Below are 24456 nucleotides of genomic sequence, written 5' to 3'. Positions count from 1 at the left end.
ATCCGTAGGGGAGCAAGTCGTGTGGGCGGGTTTCCCAAGGGCACATCTATGCATACCTCCTAAATTGGCTTTATATTTTTATATAAAGAAAATTCCAGGAATAAGTCAGAATCTATTATTGTGAGGATTTAGATCCGCCATTGAAGTCCACTAAATTTAATATTTAATGGAGGATGTTAAACCCTTGATTAATTGCTAATTGCTTAACCTTCTTGTGAATTCTGGCTCCTGACTCCTAAATTCTTTCTTGATAAAATTCAACATCTTTACTGAGGCTGTTGAATTGTAAAAAAGCGAAGCTAGGGCATTCAGCGATCGCATCTCTGCAAGCAAGAAGATTGGAGCATCAACCAACGCCTGATTTCACTTGTGATTCTTATCCAAAGGTTTAAGGAAAAACGATTATGGCAACAGAAGAAGCATCGATTAGCCTGGCAAAAGATATAAATACTGGTGGAGTTTCCTCTAACCCGCAAAATCTAACCAATGTCAACGGCACGCTGTACTTCGTTGCAATCGACAACAGTGAGGGCTATGAACTTTGGAAAAGTGATGGCACAGAGACTGGTACTGTCCTTGTAAAAGATATCTTCTCTGGTACAGGTAGCTCTAATCCGCAAAATCTGACCAATATCAATGGCACACTATACTTTAGAGCGATCGACAGCACTGGAGGCTCTGAACTGTGGAAGAGTGATGGCACCGAGGCTGGTACTGTCCTTGTAAAAGATATCTTCTCAGGCACGGGTAGCTCTAATCCGCAAAATTTGACCAATGTCAACGGCACACTGTACTTCAGTGCCAGCGACAGCACTGGAGGGACTGAACTGTGGAAGAGTGATGGCACCGAGACTGGTACTGTCCGTGTCAAAGACATCTCCTCTGGTACAGGTAGCTCTTACCCGCAAAATTTGACCAATGTCAACGGCACACTGTACTTCAGTGCCAGCGACATCACTGGAGGGACTGAACTGTGGAAGAGTGATGGCACCGAGGCTGGTACTGTCCGCGTCAAGGATATCTTCTCTGGTACAGGTAGCTCTTACCCGCAAAATCTGACCGATGTCAACGGCACACTGTACTTCAGTGCCAGCGACAGCACTGGAGGGACTGAACTGTGGAAGAGTGATGGCACCGAGACTGGTACTGTCCGCGTCAAAGACATCTTCTCTGGTACCGGTAGCTCTAATCCGCAAAATCTGACTAATGTCAACGGCATACTCTACTTCAGAGCTACCGATAGCAGTGGAGGCATTGAACTTTGGAAGAGTGATGGCACTGAGGCTGGCACTGTCAGAGTCAAAGACATCTTCTCTGGTACGGGTAGCTCTTACCCTAACTATCTAACGAATATCAACGGCATACTCTACTTCAGTGCTAGCGATAGCAGTGGTGGCTATGAACTGTGGAAGAGTGATGGCACTGATGCTGGTACTGTCAGAGTCAAAGACATCTTCTCTGGGACAGGTAGCTCTAATCCGCAAAACCTGACCAATGTTAACGGCACGCTGTACTTTGTTGCTTATGACAGCATTGGGGGCAATGAACTGTGGAAGAGTGATGGCACTGATGCTGGTACTGTCCGTGTCAAGGATATCTTCTCTGGTACGGGTAGCTCTAATCCTAACTCTCTTGCCAATATCAACGGCACGTTGTATTTCAGAGCTACTGACAGCAGTAGTGGCTCTGAACTGTGGAAGAGTGATGGCACTGAAACTGGTACCGTCCGCGTCAAGGATATAAATACTGCCACAGTTTCCTCTGAACCGTACTTTCTAACCAATGTCAACGACACGCTGTACTTTAGAGCCACCGACAGCAGTGGGGGCAATGAATTGTGGAAGAGTGACGGTACAGAAGCTGGAACTGTTCGTGTCAAGGATATCTTCTCTGGGACAGGTAACTCTAATCCGCAAAACCTGACCAATGTCAACGGCACACTGTACTTCAGTGCCTATGACAGCACTGGAGGGACTGAACTGTGGAAGAGTGATGGCACTGAAACTGGTACCGTCCGCGTCAAGGATATCTTTTCTGGTACTGGTAATTCTGACCCGAACTTTCTGACCAATGTCAACGGCACAATGTACTTCGTTGCCACCGACAGCAGTGGGGGTCGGGAACTATGGAAGAGTGACGGTACAGAAGCTGGTACTGTTCGCGTTAAGGATATCTTCTCTGGTACAGGTAGCTCTAATCCGCAAAATCTGACCAATATCAACGGCACGCTATATTTCAGTGCTACCGACAGCAGTGGGGGTCGGGAACTGTGGAAGAGTGATGGCACTGATGCTGGTACTGTCCGCGTCAAGGATATCGTCTCTGGTTCGGGTAGCTCTTATCCGCAAAATCTGACAAATGTCAACGGCACACTATATTTCAGTGCCACTGACAGCAGTAGTGGCTCTGAACTGTGGAAGAGTGATGGCACCGAAACTGGTACTGTCCGCGTTAAGGATATCTTCTCTGGTATAGGTAGCTCTAATCCGCAAAATCTGACCAATATCAACGGCACGCTGTACTTTGGTGCCACCGACAGCAGTGGGGGCAATGAATTGTGGAAGAGTGATGGCACAGAAACTGGAATCGTCCGTGTCAAGGATATCTTCTCTGGTATAGGTAGCTCTAATCCGCAAAATCTGACCAATATCAACGGCACGCTGTACTTCAGTGCCACCGACAGTAGTGGGGGCAATGAATTGTGGAAGAGTGATGGCACAGAAACTGGAACCGTCCGCGTCAAGGATATCTTCTCTGGTATAGGTAGCTCTAATCCGCAAAATCTGACCAATATCAACGGCACGCTGTACTTCAGTGCCACCGACAGCAGTGGGGGCAATGAATTGTGGAAGAGTGATGGCACAGAAACTGGAACTATCCGCGTCAAGGATATCTTCTCTGGTACGGCTAGCTCCAACCCTAACAACCTAACTTATGTCAATGGCAAACTCTATTTTTTTGCTGACAACGGAAATACTGGGCAAGAACTTTTTAAGCTTGACCTGAACAATACTCCCACTGACCTGAGCCTGAGTGCTACTAGTATTAACGAGAATGTTCCTGCCGACACAGTAATTGGCAACTTTAGCACCACTGACGCTGATACAGATAACACCCACACCTACACCCTAGTTTCAGGTGCAGACAGCACCGATAACAGCGCCTTCACAATTGTAGGTAACGAGTTACACATCAACGTCTCACCCGACTACGAAACCAAAAATAGCTACAACATCCGTTTACGCACCACAGATCGGGGTGGCTTGTTCTACGAGAAAGCGATCGCGATCGCAGTTAACAATATTAATGATGCCCCAACTGTGGCAAATGCCATTGCTGACCAAACAGCGACAACAGACACCACCTTCAACTTCAACTTACCAGCAAACACCTTTGTAGATGAAGATGCGGCAGATAACCTCACCTACAGCGCCACCCTAGAAAATGGCGAATCAATCCCCAGTTGGTTGACTTGGAACGGTACTACTTTGAGCGGTACTCCCACAAATGACAGCGTTGCTAGCCTCAACATCAAAGTTATCGCTAGTGATGGAACGACAGATGTCAGCGATGTTTTTGCCCTGACAGTGGTTAATAGCAATGATGCTTCCACCACTTTTAACGACAGCATCACTACAAACGAATTAAATGGTGATATAGAAAGTGACAATCTCATTGGTGGTTTGGGCAATGGCACCTTATTTGGTGGCGTAGGTGAGGATGTACTCCTCGGTGAAACTGAGCAACATAGTTTTAAACTGACTAATGCCCACACCAGAGGTCATGATATCATCGCTAATCTTACTATTGGAAATGGTACTATCTTCATTTCCAAGGCAGAATTCGGACTGGGACAATCTCAGGATACGATACTCGATTCGGGTTTGTTCCGACTTGGGACTAGTGCGAGAACAACAGGCGATCGCTTCATCTACGATCGAAGTACGGGAAACCTATTCTTTGATAAAGATGGAGTTGGTGGTACAGCACAAGTTAAGATAGCCCACTTCTCGAATTAGGCAATGCTTGCTAATGCAAACATTACTTTGATTGCCTAACTTTGCTGTGTAACTAGTTTCCTTGACTTGCACCTTTAACAGATGTACAATTAAAATCAAATTGAAGGGGAGTAGCTGCTGGCAAAAAACATAAAAAGCCAGTACATCTGAATCAACATACTGGCGATGAGCCTGGTTCAGATGGCAAGTAAATATTTGAAAGCGAGACCTTCACTAAGTTCACACCGAAAAGTGTAAACTTGGTGAGGTCTTTTGGTTCTCATCAAGCTTCACATCGGTAAACGATTCTTCAGGAGCTTGATAGAGTGTTAACAGCTTTTACCGCAGGTTTATTATTAATTACAATTTCCGAACTAGGCGATAAAACATTTTTTATTGCCGTGATTTTGGCGATGCACCATCCTCGGCGGCTGGTGTTTGTCGGGGTGACAGCTGCTTTAGCTGCGATGACAATCCTTTCGGTGCTATTTGGACAAGCAGTATCTCTGTTGCCAAAAGTTTATATTCATTACGCCGAAATAGCTTTGTTTATTGCCTTTGGTATCAAGCTGTTATATGACGCTAGTAAAATGTCTGCCACTTCCGATCCAGAAGTTGTAGAAGAAGCCGAAGCTGCGGTGAAAAAAGCAGATTTGGAGTTACCAAAACAAAAGACTCCCTTAGCAATTGTCATAGAAGCCTTTATATTGACATTTATGGCAGAGTGGGGCGATCGCACCCAAATTGCCACCATTGCCCTAGCCGCAGGTAATAATCCAATTGGAGTGACAATAGGTGCAATTTTAGGACATGCCATTTGTGCTGCGATCGCAGTTATCGGCGGCAAAATGATTGCCGGACGCATTTCTGAGCGTCAAATCACCTTTGTTGGCGGATGCTTATTTTTAGTCTTTGGTGTCGTTGCTGCCATTGAGGGAGCGTAAGGGGAAGAAGCAAGGGAGCAGAGGGACAAGGGGGACAAGGAGAATAACTATACTCAATTCCCAATTCCCAATTCCCTACTTCGGAGTACTTTTCAATGAAGGTGCGGGAGATGCAGCCCGATTAGGAATGAGGGAAGCAGTTGCTGCCTTTTTAATTTCGTCTTTGTACTGAGCAGGTGCTAAAGCTGCGGCACTATCAAATAAAGGTTTTGCTTCTGCGTTTTTGCCCTGTTGTTTCAGGAGCATCGCTTTTGCCACAACAGGGCGAAAATCTTTAGGATCTTTCTTAATTGCCTGGTCATAAGCAGAGCTAGCTTGAGCATAGCGTTTCTGGGAAGCATGAACAGAACCTAACAGCACTTGCACGGCTACTGTATCTACACTTCCCGGCTGAATTGTATTTGCTTGGGCTGCTTTAGAGAGGCTTTCTTGCAGCAAACCAATAGCTGCTTCCGGGCGTTGTTGACTGATTAACAGAGCCACCATTCCTTGCAAAGCCTTCAAATCGCCCGGTTTTGTAGACAAAATCGTGCGATAAGCTTGAGCGGCTCCTTCGCGATCGCCTATTTGCTGTTTTGCTTGAGCTAGTAGGACTGAATATTCTGACTGTTCGGGATTTAGCTTGGCTAGCTTTTCTAGGGGTTCAATAACAACTTGGATATCAGCTGGTTTAATTTCACTTTTTTCTTTTTGACTCAATAGTTGTAGCCGCGCTTGCAATAAGCCCTTAAGCGCAGTCTGATTTTCCGGTTCCCTTTGCAAAACCAGTTCATAACCCCGTACTTCGTCTTCCAGTTTTGATTTTTGGTCAGAGGAGGGCAAAGTGCCTCTGCTACTAGCGGTATTCTGATTTGAGGGTGGCGTATTATTAAATGCTCCAATTATGGGAATCACTGAAACACCCACAAAAGCAAGAACTGCCAGCGCCAAGACAACTTGAACCATCCAGCGATTGCGTGTTTGAAACACAGTTTTGTCTTTCTCCTGAACTCTAATGACATTATCATTTACACAAATCGTAAAGTTAAAAATTTCCAAAACTTTGCGGAATACCGCCAATTGCCTGTGAATTTTATAACAATTAACTATCTACACTGCTAAAGTAAGTGATGACTTTAGGAGGAGCCGTCAGAATTGTAGCTATGATATGCTTCCCAAACTAGTGTCAGGGCGCTAAATTACACGTTTAATGTACAAACACTAAATTTAGCGCCTTTAGGATTGTATAGAGTATCCTAGTGTGACTTTGTGAAAAGCAAATATACTTTCATCAGTCGCACAAATGCTCTTTTCAGCTACCTTTATAAAATCCCACAATGGGATGTGTCTCCGCCGCAAGGAGTTTTTATGAATTCCGACCTGATGCCGTTGCCTGAATCCTCCAATTCTTCTGCCTCTAACCAGGGCCCAACTAATATAGAGGCAGCCGCTAATGTTCGCATAGCAGCCAAGTCCTCTAAAGAAGTTGAAAATTCGCCTGTTAACCCCAGTGAGACTGACTCAAATGGCAACTTAGCCAATCGACAGCAACCGATTCCGCCTCCCAGCGAACCGATGCAGTATCGAGCGATCGGATTAGTCCGGGGTCGCTATCATGCTAGCAGCGAACAATTTACTCAAGGTACGCTGCTAACCACAGATGGTGTAGAACTCAATGCCGTCCTCCTAGGCCGGATTATGAGCTTAGTCAAGAATCACCTAGATTTAGAAAAAGAACACTTGTGGGTAGTATATCCACGTACCAGACAAGAAAATGACACCTTGCACATCCAAATCGTCGGAGTTTGGGAGCCAGAAAATCTGGCTAAAAACTCAACAGATGAGGACGAGTTAGATTTAGAGTTGCAAGAGTCACAGACACCCGATGATGGCTTATCCGAAAGTTCTGAATTAAGCACAATTCCCGCGATTCCCTCATCAGAAGTAACAGATGGTGGTTTTTCTGTTCGTGGTGAGGTAGTATACCAATCTTTTGACGCTAAGAGCTTAGTAGTCAAAATTAGGCAGGCTGCACGCAAACCAACTGACAAACCCAAGTATTTCAAATTGAAATTGAGGGGTGTCCTGACCACCAAAGCAGTAGGAAAGTTCTGGGACTTTCAAGCCAAGCGAGAAGCTGACGTTTTGATAGTAGAAAAAGCTGAAGCGATCGCTGACTTGCCCAAAAAACGCAAACCACCATTCAGAGGTGGCCCTCGTGCTGGCGGTGGCGGTGGTGCTGGTGCTGGTGGTAGAAAACCATTCCCCCCCAGACGCAGTGGCGAAACCCCGCGTCCTATCAAGAAAACAGGCGCAGGCAGCGACATCTCTGTGGTGTCAAAACCTATACCAAAAACGCCTGCTCCCAAGCCTATTATCAAGCGACCAAAACCGACTCAAGAGTAGGATTAGGGATTGGGGAAGGTGGGGTCCCCTCTGGGGATAAGGGGTAATGGGGACTGGGAATTAGAGATTGGGAATTAGATTAAATATTAGGGTTAAACTAATTTTTTTCAATCCCCAGTCCTCAGTCCCCATTCCCCATTCCCCATTCCCCAGCCTCAAAAATCCGTCCGACGGTCTTGGGGTAGAAAAGATCGCTCCATCGGAATTGGCGAAACTGGTTCTGTAAGGGTAAACGTCCCTGCTTCAATCCACTTTTTCAACTCTAGGGCGACTTGTCTAGAAAAAAACATACTCGCTAAAGGGGCAGAGCGTACTGCTTTGCCTTCAATAGCGATCCTTCCAGATTTGAGTTGGGCGTAACTCACCAAACCAAAGGTGGGACGAACCCGCCGGGGAATAGAAAAATCCACTATTGGGGCTACTAAGTCTTTATCCTGGACGGCACAGTGTTCAACTACTTGTTCATTTAATACAGGGAGTGGGACACCAACGCCTAACATCAATGAAGGGCCATAACTTTTGAAGTAACAACCCCGCACCCAATGAGCATCCATTTGCTTGGCATCACCAATTAAAGCTAAAGTAGCGGAAGGTCCAATTGGTGTACGGTTAGCTAAACGTTTTTGTAAGGGGAAGTGCTGAGTGCCTTCCCAGGCGACATAGCCAATACCGCCGCCTAAAAAAATTCGAGTCCCGATACCAACGAGTTGCAAATCGGGATCGTTGAGTAAGGGGGAAATAGCACCGGGATTAGAATAAACGGCATTTCCCAGACGCGGTTGTAAAGGGCCGAGATAGGTGAAGAGGGGGCGATCGCCACCATTTACACCGACAATAAAATTTTGATAAAGATTGCGCGGATTGAATAAATAAAACTGATTAATCGTTTCACTAGTAACTGTAGTTTCAAAACTTGCTCTGGGGTAACAATCAGTTACTTGTCCTTGCGCTTTTACGTGTATAGCTTTACCAGCGATCAAATCTTCGATTACATGACCTCCCCCACGTTCTCGGACTTCTTCGCCATCTGTTGTCTCTACAGCACAACTCGCACCCAAATATAAATCTACTGCCCCAAAACCAGAGTATGCTGGTACGCCATCTAACCAGCAACGACGAATTTTTATCGGTGGATCGGTGTGTCCGAGATTAATAATTGCACCACTTGATTCCATCGGCTCAAACGTACCAGTGGTAATTACATCAACTTCTTTAGCAGCTTTAGTAACACCTATTTCTACAACTCGTGCTTTTAACTCTTCAGTTGTCAGTACTACCGCACGTTGACGGATAATTTTCTCGTTAATTTCTGCAATTGTTCGCATTTTATCAGTGCTAGTGCTTCCTGCTATCTTCCTCTTTGAAGGATATCTCGATCAATCAGAGACTCTTGCATAATTTCTTCTCGAAATAGTTGTTACCAATCTCTACGCGACAGCTTAACACCCTGGATAGGGTTAAAATTCCCTAAAAAAATTTAAGTATTGCCAAGTCCGAATCATATATTTTTTGAGTCAAGCACGCTAATTAGTCCTCATCTAAGTTGAGAATCGTAGGTTTCGCCCTCACCCTAAATTTGGGAGAAGGGGTTGGAGGATTCGACCCCTGATGAATTGAAGCCCCTGAACTCCTGTCAGAAAGCGGGAAGCTGATATTAAGAAATAGGTAAAAAATATTTTCGCACCTACGTAAAATTACTATTAAAAAACTCTTGCATTATCAATCAAATGTATGTATGGTTAGGATTGATTAGACTTGCTGGATTTAATGATTTCACATCAACAGAAAGAAACATTGCTAGCTGTTGTAAAGCATTATAAGCCAGCTAGTCAATCGCAAAGTGGGATTTAGTAGCAGATACTAGAAAGTTTTGGGAAGGAGAAAATACTTAAGATCATTAATAGGAGGAATGTCTAAGCAAAAGTTATAATTATAGCTATTTCTCAGGCGAACCTGACTTCTAACCCCTGAACACAATTCTACTTGTTGCTATTAATTTGATTCCTACATTTCACCCGATAACGAATTGAGTAAGAGGCAATGACTACTTCTGAATTAACTAATCTCAATCAAAAAAACCAAGGCAAGATTTCTAATAGGATTGAAAACTTATCATCTCCATCAGATGACAAAAAGTTGTTTAAATTGAAGGTTATTGAGTATTTATTACTTGCAGCTTTTGTCTCTTCTGGACTATTTATTATTTTTCTTTCAGAAGATAAAACAGTTGTAATTTCTGGAGCAGTATCTCTAACTTTCTTGTTTTTTTTGTTACTCATTAACAGACAAGTATTCGATAACTATAAAAAGGCAGCTTACCAGTCAGAACTCACCAAAAAAGCTGAACTCTATAGTTATCTGTTGACCAATCCTAATTCTTGGGATAAAGAGACGCTGACTCTAACCAGAGGGAAGGCTTTACAATACAGCCAAGACTTGATTGACGATTATAAAAAAATTAGGGGTCTATCAAGAAACCTTTACTATAGTTTGCAAATTGCGACAGTAATTTTATCAGGAGTCACACCAATTTTAGTTCTAGTAGACAAATTAGAAGCAGGACAAGCTTGGCTCAAGTGGCTCCCTGTACTTTGTCCAGCTATTGCTTCTATCGTTGCTAGTATAGTTACCTCTTTTCCTTTTCAGAAGAATTCCCTTGCTGCTAACACAGCCGTTGAATTGTTAGAAGCTGAACAAGAGAAATTTATACTGGGTGTGACTCCACCTTATCGTTGCTATGATGTGTCTGATGAAACGCAACAGCAGCAAAAGGCAAGTCAAGCATTAGAATACTTTATTGTTCAAGTGAACAACATTCATCTTAACCAATTGCAACAAACTAGTGAGACGCAATCAGAGAAGCCAGAATCGGCTTCATCTAATGAGTCAAATAAAGTAGGAGCAGAGGTAACTAAGTAGAAAGACACCTGATTAGATAATTGCGATCGCTAACCAGTAGAATACCAGTAGAATATTGTTCGTGGTTAACGTTTTAAACAGGATTTCTCTAGATTTCACTCGATCTGCGTGCGATCGCCTTGACTTCGCGTCTCTACAGACCTCAAATTCCCACTAATAATTCTTAACTGAACCTTACGGGTGACAGTTAAAAAATAAATGAGGGTATAGGCAATTTTTGAAGTTGCTTATATCCTCATTTTTATAAACTAAGTTTTTGCAGTCGCGTATAAGTCTAAGTTAACGCTTGAGCAACTACTGCCGAAAGTGAATCCTTTGCTGCTTGCTTCAACAATTCGGCTTTATCGGTCTGTTCCCAAGGCAAGTCTAAATCAGTCCGCCCAAAATGACCGTAAGCCGCGACGTCCTGATAAAAACGTCCGCCTCGTTCACTTGGTAAGTTGCGTAAGTTGAAGGTATGGATAATCCCTGCTGGACGCAGTTCAAAATGTTGGTTGATTAATTCCAATAAGGTTTCTTCATCCACTTTGCCGGTGCCAAAGGTATCCACCAGAATGCTTGTTGGTCGCGCTACACCAATAGCATAGGATAGCTGGATTTCAACTTTTTCTGCCAACCCAGCAGCGACAATATTTTTCGCTACATAGCGAGCCGCATAAGCAGCAGAACGGTCTACCTTTGTGGGGTCTTTACCAGAAAAAGCGCCGCCACCATGTCGTGAATAACCACCGTAGGTGTCAACGATTATTTTCCGTCCTGTTAGACCAGAGTCTCCTTGAGGACCACCAACGACAAATTTGCCAGTGGGGTTGACTAAAAAACGTGTCTGCTCGTTAGGCTTAACGTCAATATCGCCAAAAACAGGTTCGACTACTGCTGCCCAGAGGTCTTGTTTAATCTTGGCTTGTACAGCCGCTTCATCCGTAATTTCCCCAATAGTGGCTGTATGCTGGGTGGAAATTAGAATAGTATCAATACCTACTGGTTGCCCATCTTCGTAGACTACAGTTACTTGAGTTTTACCATCAGGACGCAGGTATGACAATTCACCTGTTTTGCGGACTGCTGCCAATCGGCGAGCAATGCGGTGGGCGAGACTGATGGGTAAGGGCATCAGTTCTGGTGTTTCGTTGCTGGCAAAGCCAAACATTATACCTTGGTCGCCCGCACCAATTTTGTCGAATTGTTCATCACTATCTTGCTCGCGGGTTTCTTGGGCGGTGTTAACGCCTTGAGCAATATCGGGTGATTGTTCGTCTAAAGCCAGCAGAACGCTGGTGCTGTTAGCAGAAAAGCCATTATCAGCATTGGTATAACCAATTTCGGCAATTTTTTTCCGGGCGAGATTGACGAAATTCACATTGGCTTTGGTGGTTATTTCACCAGTGATTAGCACTAAGCCAGTATTAACTACTACTTCAGCAGCGACACGGCTAGTAGGGTCTTGTGTCAGTAAGGCATCCAGAATGGTATCAGAAATCTGATCGCAGATTTTATCTGGATGACCTTCAGTGACTGACTCGGAGGTAAATAAATATCGACGAGACACAGCAAATTCCTCCTGACTTGAGTTTTTTCGCTGACTAAATGTGAGTATTTAGTTCAACTACCTAAATTTAACGTGAGTTCTATGAACCTCTCCCGGACTTGAACTTTAGTTAAAGTCAGTCCCTCTCAGATTCGGAGAGAGACAGTTTTAGGTTCTGAGAGGTTTTTTGATTGAGCTTGTTAGGCGAACACCACATAAGCTGTAGAACTCACGTTAATTTATGAAATCATAACAATATTTATACTTCAGTAGTTAGTATCTTGTTGATATTGATAAAAACCACCAATCATAAGGTAAGTATGTGTAAATAAGATAAATTTATGCTAATTATTTTTTGGGGTGAATGTGTTTAATAACACAAAAAAAAGGGGGACACCCAGAAGCGCCCCCACAAACTTTGACACAAGCACTGCTACTTTTAAACCTGAATCGCTAACTTTGCTTCCGTAGCTGTCAACCGCTCATAAGCAGCACGCATTTTCAAACCTGTCAGTACTTGGAAGAAACCAGTACCGTTATTGGAACCTGGATACTCGCGGTGCTGGAGTAACAAGTGAGTCAATTCACCCTGATATTTGGTGGATGTATTGCTGAGATGGGTTTCGATGTAAATTACTTCTTCCAAGTTATCAAATTGACCATCTACCTCTAGCACTGAGACATAGCGACCGTAATAAACATCCGAACCATAGTATAGTTGCATACCAGGGTAAGAACAGGTCAGCTTACGTCCACAAGGAGTCCAATTAATTGTTGACCCTTCATCAAATAGGTAGGTTGGTTCAAAGCCTTCCTTCCCTTCTCGTTGAAGCATCCGTACCCGTAAGACTCTGCGCTCGGTGTCGTTTTTGATCAAGTTTGTGGGTAATACTTGGAGAACTACATCGGCAAATTCTCTTTGTGGTTCGATAAACTTTTCAAAGTCAGGTTTGCGGGAATTGATTTGCGCTAAGACATCTTCGTAGCGATGACCGCGTTCAGCCATATCTCGCTGGATTTTCCAGGCAATTTTAACTTCATCACTAATGTCAAAATAAACACTGAAGTCAATTAGCGATCGCACCCGCTCATCATATAAAGGATGCAGTCCTTCAACAACTATAATGCGATTCGGCTCGATCCGCTCTGGCGGATCGAGCAAGCCAGTTTCATGGTTGTAAATCGGCTTATCAATCCCTTGACCACTTTTGAGCGCTTTAATTTGCTCATACATCAGGTCAAAATTGTTCGCCCTAGGATCTAATGCAGTTATCCCAGTTTCTTTACGCTGTTTGCGATCTAAGGAGTGATAATCATCCAAGCAGATGACTGTCATTAAGTCTTCACCAAACAAATCTATCAAACGACGCAAAAACGTAGATTTCCCGCACCCAGAGTCTCCGGCTACTCCAATCAGTACCACGCGTTCCGGCTTACTTGTCATAAATCCCCTCTAAAATACTAAAATTGTGTCAATATTTTTTCACACAGCAGATTCCGAAGCCAGGAGTTTACCCCTTTGGTTTATCCTGCGTTCTTGCTACCTAGCACATCTATAAGACACCAAGCGGGTAAACAACAAAGTAATTAAGTTGCTACTCGTCGGACTAGCCTGAATGTTGGTGCCGGTAAGTATTTAATCCTAGTGGTATATTTGATTTTAACAGAAGGAGGTATCCCATACAAGATTGCTGTCAAGAAGAATTAGCGTGGTTCATGAATCATTTTTTGGTGATTTAGTTGTTAATTTAAAAATGGGGATCAACACTGCTCATGAGTATTGCACCTCTGTCATTCTGCTACTTATGACTCTACAAATCTAAGTTTATAAGGTATAATTTAAGATCGCAGCAATTTTATTGATGTTCTTAAATTGTAATTCCAGTTTGACAATGCTTAAGATATTCAAAGCAAAAATCTATCCAACGAATGAGCCAACAACTTGCATTAGTCAAATTATTGGCTGTAAAGTTATGGATAGGCTCAAATAGAAGCGTTGGTTTATAGCAAATTCCTGATATAGAGGTTGACAGATTTTTCTCATCAAGTAAAACTGATTACATCTGCTTAGATCGCGATTATGTTTGTAGCTGAAATTGTCCTACTCATGTAATTATCCATAGACAGACCATAAATATAGCTAACAACATTTCGAGAAAGCAGTAGATTTTGTGAAGTAAAACCAATTTTCAGAAAATCTTCCGAGATTGACATTCTCCGATTTAAGCCCTTGAAGTAGGCAAGCACAACGGCAAATTTTGGCGGTAAACTGAGCGTTAGCTTCCACCAATCAAACTAGTCCTCCTTATGAATATCTGCTATCGTGAGTTAGTTGTTGGGTAGTCAGGTAAAAAACTATCTCGCTGATGCAGATGGTAGTTAACAAAAAAAAGATTAAATTGACTCATTATTAACATTCTCCACAAGACTTATCCTTTACCTTAGAAGGTGAACAGGTGTGTTTTTTGCTATGCCTGCATGTCTTTGGTGAGTGTACTTAGCAAGGCATTAATTTAATGATGCCGTTTTTCCTTCAGAGCCAGTTTTGTGAAACGAAAATCCGGTAAACTAAAGCTGGTAAGGTAGGGGAATTGTTTTTTTTTGAAAAACGGTTAAGTAAATTATCGGAGTGGTAGAACGAATGTACAATCAAGGTGCTGTTGAGGGTGCTGCCAACATAGAATTAGGTAGCCGCGTCTTCGTTTATGAAGTGGTGGGTTTGCGTCAGGGAGAAGAAACCGATCAAACCACCTACCCAATTCGTAAAAGTGGCAGTGTGTTCATCAGAGTGCCTTACAACCGCATGAATCAAGAAATGCGACGTATCACTCGTCTAGGCGGCACAATTGTTAGTATCCAGCCTGTAACTGCTCTACAGCCAGTTAATGCTAAAGCCTCACTTGGGAATGCTACAAGCGAAGTCAGCGAGTTAGTTACATCTGAGAAAACTGCTAACACTGAAGGGAATGGTAAAGCCACACCTGTAAATACTCATAGTGAAACCAAAGGTTTTGCTAAACCACCAGCTGAAGAACAGCTCAAGAACAAGGACAAGAAAGGCAACACCATGACTCAAGCGAAAGCCAAAAAAGACCACGGTGACGTTCCTGTTAACACTTACCGTCCCAATGCTCCGTTTATTGGCAAGGTAGTATCTAATGAACCACTAGTCCAAGAAGGTGGTATTGGTATTGTTCAACACCTGAAATTTGACCTATCTGGTAGTGATTTGAAGTATCTAGAAGGTCAAAGTATTGGGATTATTCCACCAGGAGTAGATAAGAACGGTAAACCGGAAAAACTCAGGCTATATTCTATCGCCTCAACTCGTCATGGCGATGATCTAGATGATAAGACAGTATCACTGTGTGTTCGTCAGTTGGAGTATAAGCACCCAGAAACTAGCGAAACAGTTTACGGTGTTTGCTCTACACACCTGTGTTTCCTCAAGCCAGGGGAAGATGTGAAAATTACAGGGCCAGTGGGTAAGGAAATGTTGTTACCCCAAGATCCTGAAGCTAATGTGATCATGATGGCAACCGGAACAGGTATTGCGCCGATGCGGGCTTATCTGTGGCGACAGTTTAAAGATGCGGAAAGAGCCGCTAACCCAGAATACGAATTTAAAGGATTCTCTTGGCTAATATTTGGTGTGCCGACAACTCCAAACCTGTTATATAAGGAAGAACTGGAAGAAATTCAACAAAAATATCCTGATAACTTCCGCCTCACTGCTGCCATCAGCCGCGAACAGAAAAATCCCCAAGGCGGTAGAATGTATATTCAAGACCGCGTAGCAGAACATGCTGATGAATTGTGGCAGTTGATTAAAAATGAAAAAACCCACACCTACATCTGCGGTTTGCGTGGTATGGAAGAAGGTATTGATGCAGCTTTAACTGCTGCTGCTGCTAAGGAAGGCGTAACCTGGAGTGTTTACCAGAAGGAAATCAAGAAAGCTGGTCGCTGGCACGTAGAAACTTACTAAAGTTAGTCATTAGTCATTGGTCATTAGTCATTAGTCATTTGTAAATACCAATGACAAAGGACAAATGACAAAAGACGAAGGACAAATGACAAAAGAAGCAGGATAATCAGTAGGTAGGGCAAACGCTCTACCTACAATTGTTATTTGTGAAATTGGGTGCAGAAATTGTGGGTGTGAAACTAGGAATACTGGGACTAGGCACCGTGGGAACGGGAACAGTGCAGTTGTTGCAAGATAAGGTTGGTCGTCACCCTTTGTTGCAAGAGATAGAAATCTATCGGGTGGGAGTCCGATCGCTAGATAAACCCCGGGCAGTAGAATTATCTACGGAAGTTTTAACTACAGATTTAGAAGCTATTGTCAACGATCCGGCGGTAGATATAGTTGTCGAAGTGATGGGCGGACTGGAGCCGGCGCGATCGCTCATCCTCAAAGCTTTAAGTAATGGCAAGCATGTAGTCACCGCCAATAAAGCCGCGATCGCCCGCTTTGGGGCAGAAATTTTCACAACAGCCAATCAAGCAGGCGTATATGTGATGCTAGAAGCTGCTGTGGGTGGTGGGATTCCGGTGATTCAACCCCTGAAACAGTCTTTAAGTGTTAACCGGATTCACACTGTCACAGGCATCGTGAACGGTACAACTAATTACATCCTGACGCGGATGCAAACAGAAGGCAGCAACTTCAACGATGTCTTGGCTGATGCCCAGCGCTTGGGTTATGCGGAGGCTGACCCGACAGCTGATGTTGATGGCTTAGATGCAGCAGATAAAATTGCCATCCTGGCATCATTAAGCTTTGGTGGACGCATCAACTTACAAGACGTTTATACTGAGGGGATTCGGCAAGTTAGCAAAACAGATATTGCCTACGCCGAAAAATTGGGATTTGTGATTAAATTGTTAGCGATCGCTAAACGTGATACTCCCTCATCTCCCCTCTCCGTCAGAGTTCATCCTACTTTCGTGCCCCAAGCCCACCCTTTGGCTAGCATCAACGGCGTTTACAATGCCATCCTTGTGGAAGGAGAACCCATCGGCCAGGTAATGTTTTTTGGCCCCGGTGCTGGTGCTGGTGCAACCGCCAGTGCTGTGACATCAGATATCTTGAATTTAGTTGCTGTCCTCAAAACCAATACAGCAGTTGCAAATCCATTATTAACTTGTGGACATCAAGAATATTGCCAAATTGCGCCGATGGCAGAACTGATAACTCGGTTTTATGCCCGTTTCCTCACAAACGATCAACCTGGAGTTATTGGTAAATTGGGAACTTGCTTTGGTAACTATGGCGTTAGCTTAGAGTCAATTGTTCAAACTGGCTTTCAAGGCGAACTAGCAGAGATTGTGGTTGTTACCCATGATGTGCGGGAGGGGAACTTTCGGCAAGCTTTGGCAGAAATTCGGAATTTGTCAGCGATTGAAAGCATTCCCAGCTTACTACGCGTACTTTGAGATTATCGTTTAGCGATCGCTATTAAGTGTTCCCGCAGACTAGAATACTTAGTTTTTTCAAATTTCTGTTTGTGCTTACCTTTGGTAGACTAAATAACAAACCTCACGAAAAACGCGAGGGTAGCCCTATGACTGCAACAAATCCAGCTACTAGTACTACACTTCCAGACCACACTCAACTTCCAGAGTCTGATGGCACCTTCGTGAAAAACTTCCAGGAACATCCCCAAAGCATTCTAATAACGGAGTCCATTAAACCAGTATTGCAAAAACGTCATCCTGACGGGCAATATTGCATAGGTCAAGATAGTGGCATCTACTGGCGCATTACTGACCCGCCAGAACGAGGTGCAGAAGCTCCCGATTGGTTCTATGTCCCGAATGTACCGCCTACACTGAATGGGCAAATGCGCCGTTCTTATGTGCTTTGGCAAGAACACATTGCTCCTTTAATTGTATTGGAATTTGTCTCCGGGGATGGTAGTGAAGAGCGAGACAAAACTCCTTGGAAGGGCAAATTTTGGATTTATGAGCAAGTGATTCATCCGGCTTTTTATGGCATTTATGAAGTGAATAAAGCCAGTGTGGAAATGTACCACATTATTGAAAGCCAATATCAACTTTTACCAGCAAATGAACGGGGACATTATCCCATTGCGCCTTTGGGAGTTGAGTTAGGTATTTGGCAAGGAGTTTATCAGAATGCAGAATTACCTTGGTTGCGCTGGTGGGATTTGCAAGGTAATTTGTTGTTGAGTGGTGACGAAAGAGCCGAACAGGAAAGCCAAAGGGCGGAATTAGAAAGCCAAAGGGCGGAATTAGAAAGCCAAAGGGCGGAATTAGAACGCCAAAGAGCCGATCGCTTGACTGCTCAATTGCGATCGCTCGGCATTGAACCAGAAGTTTAATAGCAAGCTAAACTTAAAAACAACCCTTACTCCTGCAAAGGTAGTTTTATGACCTCTGCAACCGATCCATCCACCACCCTCACTCCTTTCCCAGACCATACTCAGCTACCAGAGTCTAATGGTACTTTCGTGAAAAATTGGCAAGAGCATCCCCAAAGCATTTTACTGACTGACTCAATTACACCCTGAAGGTGAATATTGTATAGGTCAGGACTTAGGTATTTACTGGCGGTTGACAGACCCCCTAGAAAAAGGCGCAGAAGCACCAGATTGGTTTTATGTACCAAATGTACCGCCCTTGCTCGATGGACAAACGCGGAGGTCTTATGTACTGTGGCGAGAATTTATTGCCCCTTTGATTGCTTTAGAATTTGTCTCTGGGGATGGTAATGAGGAGCGAGACAAAACCCCTTTTCAAGGCAAATTTTGGATTTACGAGCAAGTAATTCATCCGGCTTATTATGGCATTTATGAAATGAACAAAGCCAGTGTAGAAGTTTATGAATTAATTGGAGGAAAATATCAGTTATTAACAGCAAATGAGCGGGGACATTATACTATTGCTCCTTTGGGAATTGAGTTAGGTATTTGGCATGAAGTTTATCAAAATGTCCAATTACCCTGGTTGCGTTGGTGGGATTTGCAAGGTAATTTGTTGTTAACTGGTGACGAAAGAGCCGAACAGGAAAGCCAAAGAGCCGATCGCTTGACTGCTCAATTGCGATCGCTCGGCGTTGAACCGGAAGTTTAAGTATTTGGTTTAAGGGTGCGATCGCTCTGATGTTACTGGAGGCGATCGCGCCCATTGGAGATTTAACGGGGACTACACTAGTTAATTTGGTGGTAGCCAAGTAAACACGCGATCATATTTTCTAAAGCAGCTGGTCTACTCTGGCTGCTTTGGTATTTATAGCTATTAGGAGGGCGATCATTTATGTTGATTACAACTTATAAGGTAGTACGATCAAGGTAAGTCATCCAGATAAACTATCAATTACTAGTAACTATTTTTTCAGGCTAAGGAGTATGTGCCATGACAAATTTGAACCACCTTAACTCTGAATTATTTAAAGAAGAAGCAAAAATAGAAAATGATGATATTACAACACAAGAAGATGGAGAAGAGGATGAGATTACAATAGAAGAAGAAGAAGAAGACATAAGTGAACCCTTTGATCCTACTAAAATTAGGGTTGAAACTAGACAGATTAGTATTGACTACTTAATGGTTAGAATTAAGAATAATGAAATTGAATTATCTCCTGAATTCCAACGAAAATTCGTTTGGAATAAAATTGCTCAAAGTAGGCTTATTGAGTCGATTTTACTTCGTATTCCTATACCAGCATTCTATATTGATGCAACTAATGAAGAAAAATGGTTAGTGATAGATGGTTTACAAAGGCTAACCACTTTAAAAGAGTTTGTGATAGATAAAAAACTTAAGCTAACTGGACTAGAATCATTTACTCTATTTAACGGCAAGATATATGACGAAATTCCACGTAATTATCAACGTCGTATAGAAGAAACTCTTGTCACAGTTATTTTTCTCGAACCGGGTACAGATAGTGAATTTAAACAGGCTATTTTTGAGCGGATTAATACCAGTGCTTTATCTCTATCAACCCAGGAAATTCGTCATGCTTTAAATCAAGGTAAAGCAACAAAGTTATTAGAGGATTTAGCTGTAGCACCTGAATTTAAAAAAGCTATTGACACTGACAAAGGAATAAAATCAGATAGAATGGCTGATCGAGAGTGCATACTTAGAGTTTTAGTGTTTATGATAAAAAATCAAGAATTATTTCAAAGAAATACAAGCTTTAAAAAAATATTAGATCAAGCTATGGCATATATAAATCTCATGTCAGATGAAGAAATAAAAATAATAACTAATGATTTTATAAATTTAATGAATTTAGCATTTGAGGTATTTGGTAAAGATGCTTTTCGGAAAATGAAAAAAGGAGCAAAACGTTATCCCATCAACAAGGCATTGTTTGAAGCTTGGTCAGTTAATTTATATAAACTTAATGCTCAAGAAATTGAGATTCTTAAAGAAAGAAAAGAAATTATAAAACAAAAAATAATAGATTTGACTAATGAGGGAAAATTTAATACTACTATCTACAGGAGTACGGGAACCCTTAAGACTGTATTACACAGATTGAATGAGATAGAACAAGTTATAAAATCAGTATTATCATGATACATTCACTACATATAAAGAATTTTAAACCCTTTGAAAATCAGTTACTAGAGTTTAGATCACTAACTCTATTATCTGGACTTAATGGTATGGGTAAATCTTCAGTATTACAGTCATTACTTCTATTACGCCAGTCTTATCAACAGAGACTTTTGCAAACAAAAAATCTAGCTCTAAATGGTGATTTAGTGCGTATTGGTACGGCTAAAGATGCTTTATTTGAGGAAGCCAAGGAAGAAATTATTAGTTTTGAACTTGTAGTAGATTCTCAAAAAAGAAAAACATGGACATGGCGCTTTAGATATGATAGACAAGCAGATGTTCTCCGCAGCGATACTGCACCAATAACGAGAGAAATACATGAATTTAGCCTGTTTGGAGATTACTTTCACTATCTGCAAGCAGAACGGCTTGGCCCTCGGAATGTCTTTGAAATGTCAGAGGATTTAGTACATCAACATTTTCAAATTGGTACTAGAGGTGAATATACAGCACATTTCCTTACCGTTTTTGGTAAATCGAACATAAATACAGTTGGACTTAAGCAAATAGGTTCACAAACATTTGCTAAAGCTTTTGAACGCCCCAAACAAGGTGAAGTAAGCAAATTAAGCCATCCAAAAGCAGAGTCGCTATCTTTGAAGGATCAAGTGGAGGCATGGATGGGAGAAATCAGCCCTGGTACAAGAATTCATGTCAACCCAATTCCAGGCATTGATTTAATGAGTTTGCAATACTCATTTGAAATGGGAAAATATGTAAGTAGCAGATACCGTAATACTAATGTTGGATTTGGAATTACTTACACCTTGCCAATTATTGTAGCTGTACTTGCATCCCCTCCAGGTACACTGATTTTAATTGAAAATCCAGAGGCACATCTTCATCCTAAAGGACAAGCCAAAATGGGTGAGTTGTTAGCACTGGCTGCTAGTTGTGGTGTGCAAGTGGTGATAGAAACTCATAGCGATCATATTTTAAACGGAATTCGGCTTGCAGTTCATGGCGGCAAACTTAATCCCGAAGATGTGCAATTACACTACTTTCAGCGACAAGAAAAACAAGGACAGGCTTTGACAGAGGTAATATCACCAAAAATTGATCCTAATGGCAGAATTGATTATTGGCCTGATGGATTTTTTGATGAATGGGAAAAAGATTTAATAACTTTACTTAAGCCAAGGGATGCCTAGCAGATGGACTTGGAAATGGTATTGAATGAGTTATCTTTGCGAGTTGCTGCTAATGATATTCAGATGGCCAAAAAAAGAATGTCAGAATTAATTCTGACCGCACGCGAAGCAGCAGAGTTAGGTGTTAAGCCAATAATTCGCACTCATCATGAATTCTACAGTACTGTATTAGCAGATAATTATTTGTTATCTAACTGGTTAGTAGATCAAACTGTAAATAGAGACGATATACGATTTATTTTGACAGCAGCAAAGACACCTTTTCTAGCAGATATTCAAGATTCAGATATTGAAAATAAAAATATACTCTCAGATTTTCTCTATGAAGGAGAAAAAAGCGAAGGTTTGGGAATTGCCTATCTACTTGAATCGTTAGCATTAAGCATAAACTCAGAGCAAAAATGGGAATTTAATAGTATTTCACTAGAATATACTTGGCTTGAAGATGATAATTTGAATTTAGATACAGTCACAGTTACTCATGCTAGTACCATAAAGAACGTAAAGGAAAATCTTTCTTGGATACAGGAACGTCTGAAAACGGGGGTTCGTGATGGTTGTAATTTGTAGCAACGCAAAAAAGATTTATTTCCCTCTCTCAGCTTTTGTGAAAGTGTCGGTCAACAAATACAAAGCCTTGGCAAGGGTAGCCCGATGTTACGACAAATTGTCAGAAAGTTGTTTGAGCTAGAGAACTATTGTAAAACTTGGAAAGATGGAGATTTCGATTTAGACCTTGTTGCCAGTAAAGTTACTCCAGAAAGTGACTCTAGGCTTCAAAGTTTAAAGGATAAACTAACCTTTAAGTGTCCTGATGATGTGTATCGTATATTCAGTTTACACTTAAGAATGACTGGTGCTGGAGCTTGGCGGCTTCATTTTTCTACAGAATTAGGGACTGGCCAAATCATTATTGGGTACATCGGGCCAAAAATCCAATAATTTTAAAGCCTAATTATAAAAAGCGATCGTCTACCCTTGCTAAACTAAAAAACAACCCTTACTCCTGCAAAGGTAGTCTTATGACCTCTGCAACCGATCCATCCACCGCCCTCACACCGTTCCCAGACCATACGCAGCTACCAGAGTCTGATGGTACTTTCGTGAAAAACTTTCAGGAACATCCCCAAAGCATTCTACTAACGGACTCGATTAAACCGATATTGCAAAAACGTCATCCTGATGGGCAATACTGTATTGGTCAAGATAGTGGTATCTACTGGCGCATCACTGACCCCCCAGAAAAAGGTGCAGAAGCACCAGACTGGTTTTATGTAGGGAATGTACCACCTACTCTGGATGGACAAACACGCAGGTCTTATGTATTATGGCGAGAATTTATTGCCCCATTGATTGCATTAGAATTTGTTTCTGGGGATGGTAGTCAGGAACGAGATAAAACTCCTTGGAAGGGGAAATTTTGGATTTATGAGCAGGTAATTCGTCCTCCCTTCTACGGCATTTATGAAGTTAATAAACCCAGTGTAGAAGTTTATGAATTAATTGGTGGACAATATCAGTTATTAACAGCAAATGAACGCGGGCATTATCCTATACAACCTTTAGGAGTTGAGTTAGGTCTTTGGCAGGGACAATATCACAATATGGAATTACCTTGGCTACGCTGGTGGGATTTGCAAGGTAATTTGTTGTTGACTGGTGACGAAAGAGCCGATCGCTTGACTGCTCAATTGCGATCGCTCGGCATTGAACCAGAAGCCTAATCTTTACCTATTTATTCACATTCAGCAACTGCGAAGTTTCTAACCGACTCATCCACTTCTCTAAATAAACTCGATTATTTTTCTCTTCATTTGGGTCTTTAGTGTCCAAAGGATGAGGCATCAATCCCAAAATCGTTGCTGTGGTAACACAAAACATCGATTTTTGGAAACTCATGCAAATTTGTACCCGCAAATCATCTTCACCCCGAAGACTGCGACGATAAATTTCGTGCAAATACTCTGGGAGATAATGACGCATATCTTGCATCAACAAGGTGGGAGGAATACCCGCGCCGCCGATGGGTAAAGGATCGGCATACAATGCGCCATACTGAAATCGGGTTTGATCTGGGGGAATTTGATATCCTTGGGCGTTGTATGAAACTGTACCGTGGAAAGGAGTTCCCCGAAAGAAGACTGCTTCTACATAAGGTATTGCTGTATCTGCTAAGAAGGTCAAACCAACGCTTTTAGGAATGATTTCATAGACCTCACCTCGAATTTTGACGGCGTAGGTAATTGGGTTTGACGCATTTGCCACTAACGCTGTTTTAATGTGGTCTACAACCTGGGGAATCGATTTAATTTCGCCTTGGTCGTAACGGTCTGATAAGCTAAGGAACATATCAGCCATTACTCGCCAGAATTGACCTAAACCTGTGTAGTAAGCAGAGACACGCAAGTATTCTGTTAAGAAATCTGGAAATAGCTGGTTAATACCGGGAACTAAGGGATTATTTTTAAATTTTGCGGCAATAACGGCTTGCGCTCTTTCTTTAAATTCTGTTGTATCTAAATAGGTATCTAGTCCACCGCCACCGTGCCACATCATGCCTTTCATGCAATACTCGGCATACTCAAAATTAATGCGGTCATGCCACCAGTGACGGAGTAATTTTTGAAAAGAAACTTCTCCATTAAAATATTTAAAAAATGGGAAAAATTTTAGAAACTGATGCTCGGCAATATAGTTAAGATTTTTTGAGTAGGCATCTAAAACTACACCATAGCTTTTAAGAATACCAACAACTTCTAGTACATTTTCTGGACTATCAGGGAGTAATGCTCCTCCTTTTTGCAGACGTTCAATATACTCAGCTAAAGGATTATGAACCGCTTTCTTTTTAATAGTTACCATTACCATCTCTCCAAAAAGTATAGGGATTGGGATATTGGGTACTGGGTACTGGGTACTGGGTATTA

17 protein-coding genes and 1 pseudogene are annotated in these 24456 nt (G+C 42.2%); 13 read left to right on the top strand and 5 right to left on the bottom strand.

The window, feature by feature from the left end:
* Nucleotides 1-404 precede the first annotated feature (404 nt).
* Complete coding sequence (locus CDG77_RS37335) at nt 405-4019, top strand: ELWxxDGT repeat protein (RefSeq protein WP_094327614.1); 3615 nt, start codon at nt 405-407, stop codon at nt 4017-4019.
* A 305-nt stretch (nt 4020-4324) separates the two neighbouring features.
* Complete coding sequence (locus tag CDG77_RS01915; RefSeq protein ID WP_094327613.1) at nt 4325-4942, top strand: TMEM165/GDT1 family protein; 618 nt, start codon at nt 4325-4327, stop codon at nt 4940-4942.
* A gap of 75 nt (nt 4943-5017) precedes the next feature.
* Here the strand turns inward: CDG77_RS01915 and CDG77_RS01910 are convergent, their stop codons facing one another.
* The gene (locus tag CDG77_RS01910; RefSeq protein WP_094327676.1) at nt 5018-5911 is read right to left on the bottom strand and encodes a tetratricopeptide repeat protein; all 894 of its coding nucleotides are present in this window, start codon (nt 5909-5911) and stop codon (nt 5018-5020) included.
* A 378-nt stretch (nt 5912-6289) separates the two neighbouring features.
* Here CDG77_RS01910 and CDG77_RS01905 point away from each other — a divergent pair, with 378 nt between their 5' ends.
* Nucleotides 6290-7327: a hypothetical protein gene (locus CDG77_RS01905; protein ID WP_094327612.1), complete on the top strand. Its 1038-nt coding sequence runs from the start codon at nt 6290-6292 to the stop codon at nt 7325-7327.
* Nucleotides 7328-7482: 155 nt separating this feature from the next.
* Here CDG77_RS01905 and CDG77_RS01900 read toward each other — a convergent pair whose 3' ends face one another.
* Nucleotides 7483-8652: a homocysteine biosynthesis protein gene (locus CDG77_RS01900; protein ID WP_094327611.1), complete on the bottom strand. Its 1170-nt coding sequence runs from the start codon at nt 8650-8652 to the stop codon at nt 7483-7485.
* 715 nt (nt 8653-9367) lie between these two features.
* Between CDG77_RS01900 and CDG77_RS01895 the strand changes: the two genes are divergently transcribed.
* The gene (locus CDG77_RS01895) at nt 9368-10246 is read left to right on the top strand and encodes a DUF4231 domain-containing protein (RefSeq protein WP_094327610.1); all 879 of its coding nucleotides are present in this window, start codon (nt 9368-9370) and stop codon (nt 10244-10246) included.
* A 274-nt stretch (nt 10247-10520) separates the two neighbouring features.
* Here CDG77_RS01895 and metK read toward each other — a convergent pair whose 3' ends face one another.
* Together metK and CDG77_RS01885 are read right to left on the bottom strand one after the other, a co-directional pair.
* Nucleotides 10521-11795, bottom strand: coding sequence for a methionine adenosyltransferase (gene metK / locus CDG77_RS01890; RefSeq protein ID WP_094327609.1), 1275 nt, complete (start codon nt 11793-11795; stop codon nt 10521-10523).
* Nucleotides 11796-12213: 418 nt separating this feature from the next.
* Nucleotides 12214-13218, bottom strand: coding sequence for a phosphoribulokinase (locus CDG77_RS01885; protein ID WP_094327608.1), 1005 nt, complete (start codon nt 13216-13218; stop codon nt 12214-12216).
* A gap of 1197 nt (nt 13219-14415) precedes the next feature.
* Here CDG77_RS01885 and petH point away from each other — a divergent pair.
* The 9 genes and pseudogenes from petH to CDG77_RS01845 all read left to right on the top strand — a co-directional run bounded on the left by petH (nt 14416) and on the right by CDG77_RS01845 (nt 23253).
* A complete protein-coding gene (petH, locus tag CDG77_RS01880; protein ID WP_094327607.1) occupies nt 14416-15762 on the top strand; it encodes a ferredoxin--NADP reductase in 1347 nt (448 codons plus the stop codon).
* A gap of 167 nt (nt 15763-15929) precedes the next feature.
* Complete coding sequence (locus CDG77_RS01875; protein ID WP_094327675.1) at nt 15930-17216, top strand: homoserine dehydrogenase; 1287 nt, start codon at nt 15930-15932, stop codon at nt 17214-17216.
* Between the two features lie 128 nt (nt 17217-17344).
* Nucleotides 17345-18124: a Uma2 family endonuclease gene (locus CDG77_RS01870; protein ID WP_094327674.1), complete on the top strand. Its 780-nt coding sequence runs from the start codon at nt 17345-17347 to the stop codon at nt 18122-18124.
* Nucleotides 18125-18172: 48 nt separating this feature from the next.
* Nucleotides 18173-18875: pseudogene (locus tag CDG77_RS01865) on the top strand (Uma2 family endonuclease).
* A 282-nt stretch (nt 18876-19157) separates the two neighbouring features.
* Nucleotides 19158-20336: a DUF262 domain-containing protein gene (locus CDG77_RS01860; RefSeq protein ID WP_094327606.1), complete on the top strand. Its 1179-nt coding sequence runs from the start codon at nt 19158-19160 to the stop codon at nt 20334-20336.
* Nucleotides 20333-21529: an AAA family ATPase gene (locus CDG77_RS01855; protein WP_094327605.1), complete on the top strand. Its 1197-nt coding sequence runs from the start codon at nt 20333-20335 to the stop codon at nt 21527-21529. The genes CDG77_RS01860 and CDG77_RS01855 overlap by 4 nt, the downstream gene beginning before the upstream one ends.
* 3 nt (nt 21530-21532) lie before the next feature.
* Nucleotides 21533-22099: a hypothetical protein gene (locus CDG77_RS37330; RefSeq protein WP_223269688.1), complete on the top strand. Its 567-nt coding sequence runs from the start codon at nt 21533-21535 to the stop codon at nt 22097-22099.
* A gap of 84 nt (nt 22100-22183) precedes the next feature.
* The gene (locus tag CDG77_RS37325; RefSeq protein WP_223269687.1) at nt 22184-22471 is read left to right on the top strand and encodes a hypothetical protein; all 288 of its coding nucleotides are present in this window, start codon (nt 22184-22186) and stop codon (nt 22469-22471) included.
* Between the two features lie 80 nt (nt 22472-22551).
* Nucleotides 22552-23253, top strand: a complete 702-nt coding sequence (locus tag CDG77_RS01845; RefSeq protein ID WP_094327604.1) for a Uma2 family endonuclease — start codon at nt 22552-22554, stop codon at nt 23251-23253.
* A gap of 7 nt (nt 23254-23260) precedes the next feature.
* On the opposite strand, the gene CDG77_RS01840 is transcribed toward CDG77_RS01845, so the two are convergent.
* A complete protein-coding gene (locus CDG77_RS01840) occupies nt 23261-24391 on the bottom strand; it encodes a CO2 hydration protein (protein ID WP_094327603.1) in 1131 nt (376 codons plus the stop codon).
* Nucleotides 24392-24456 lie beyond the last annotated feature (65 nt).

It is taken from the genome of Nostoc sp. 'Peltigera membranacea cyanobiont' 213, from assembly GCF_002245975.1.
In the GTDB taxonomy this organism is placed as follows: Bacteria; Cyanobacteriota; Cyanobacteriia; order Cyanobacteriales; family Nostocaceae; genus Nostoc.
This window is presented reverse-complemented; position numbering and strand designations above follow the sequence as displayed.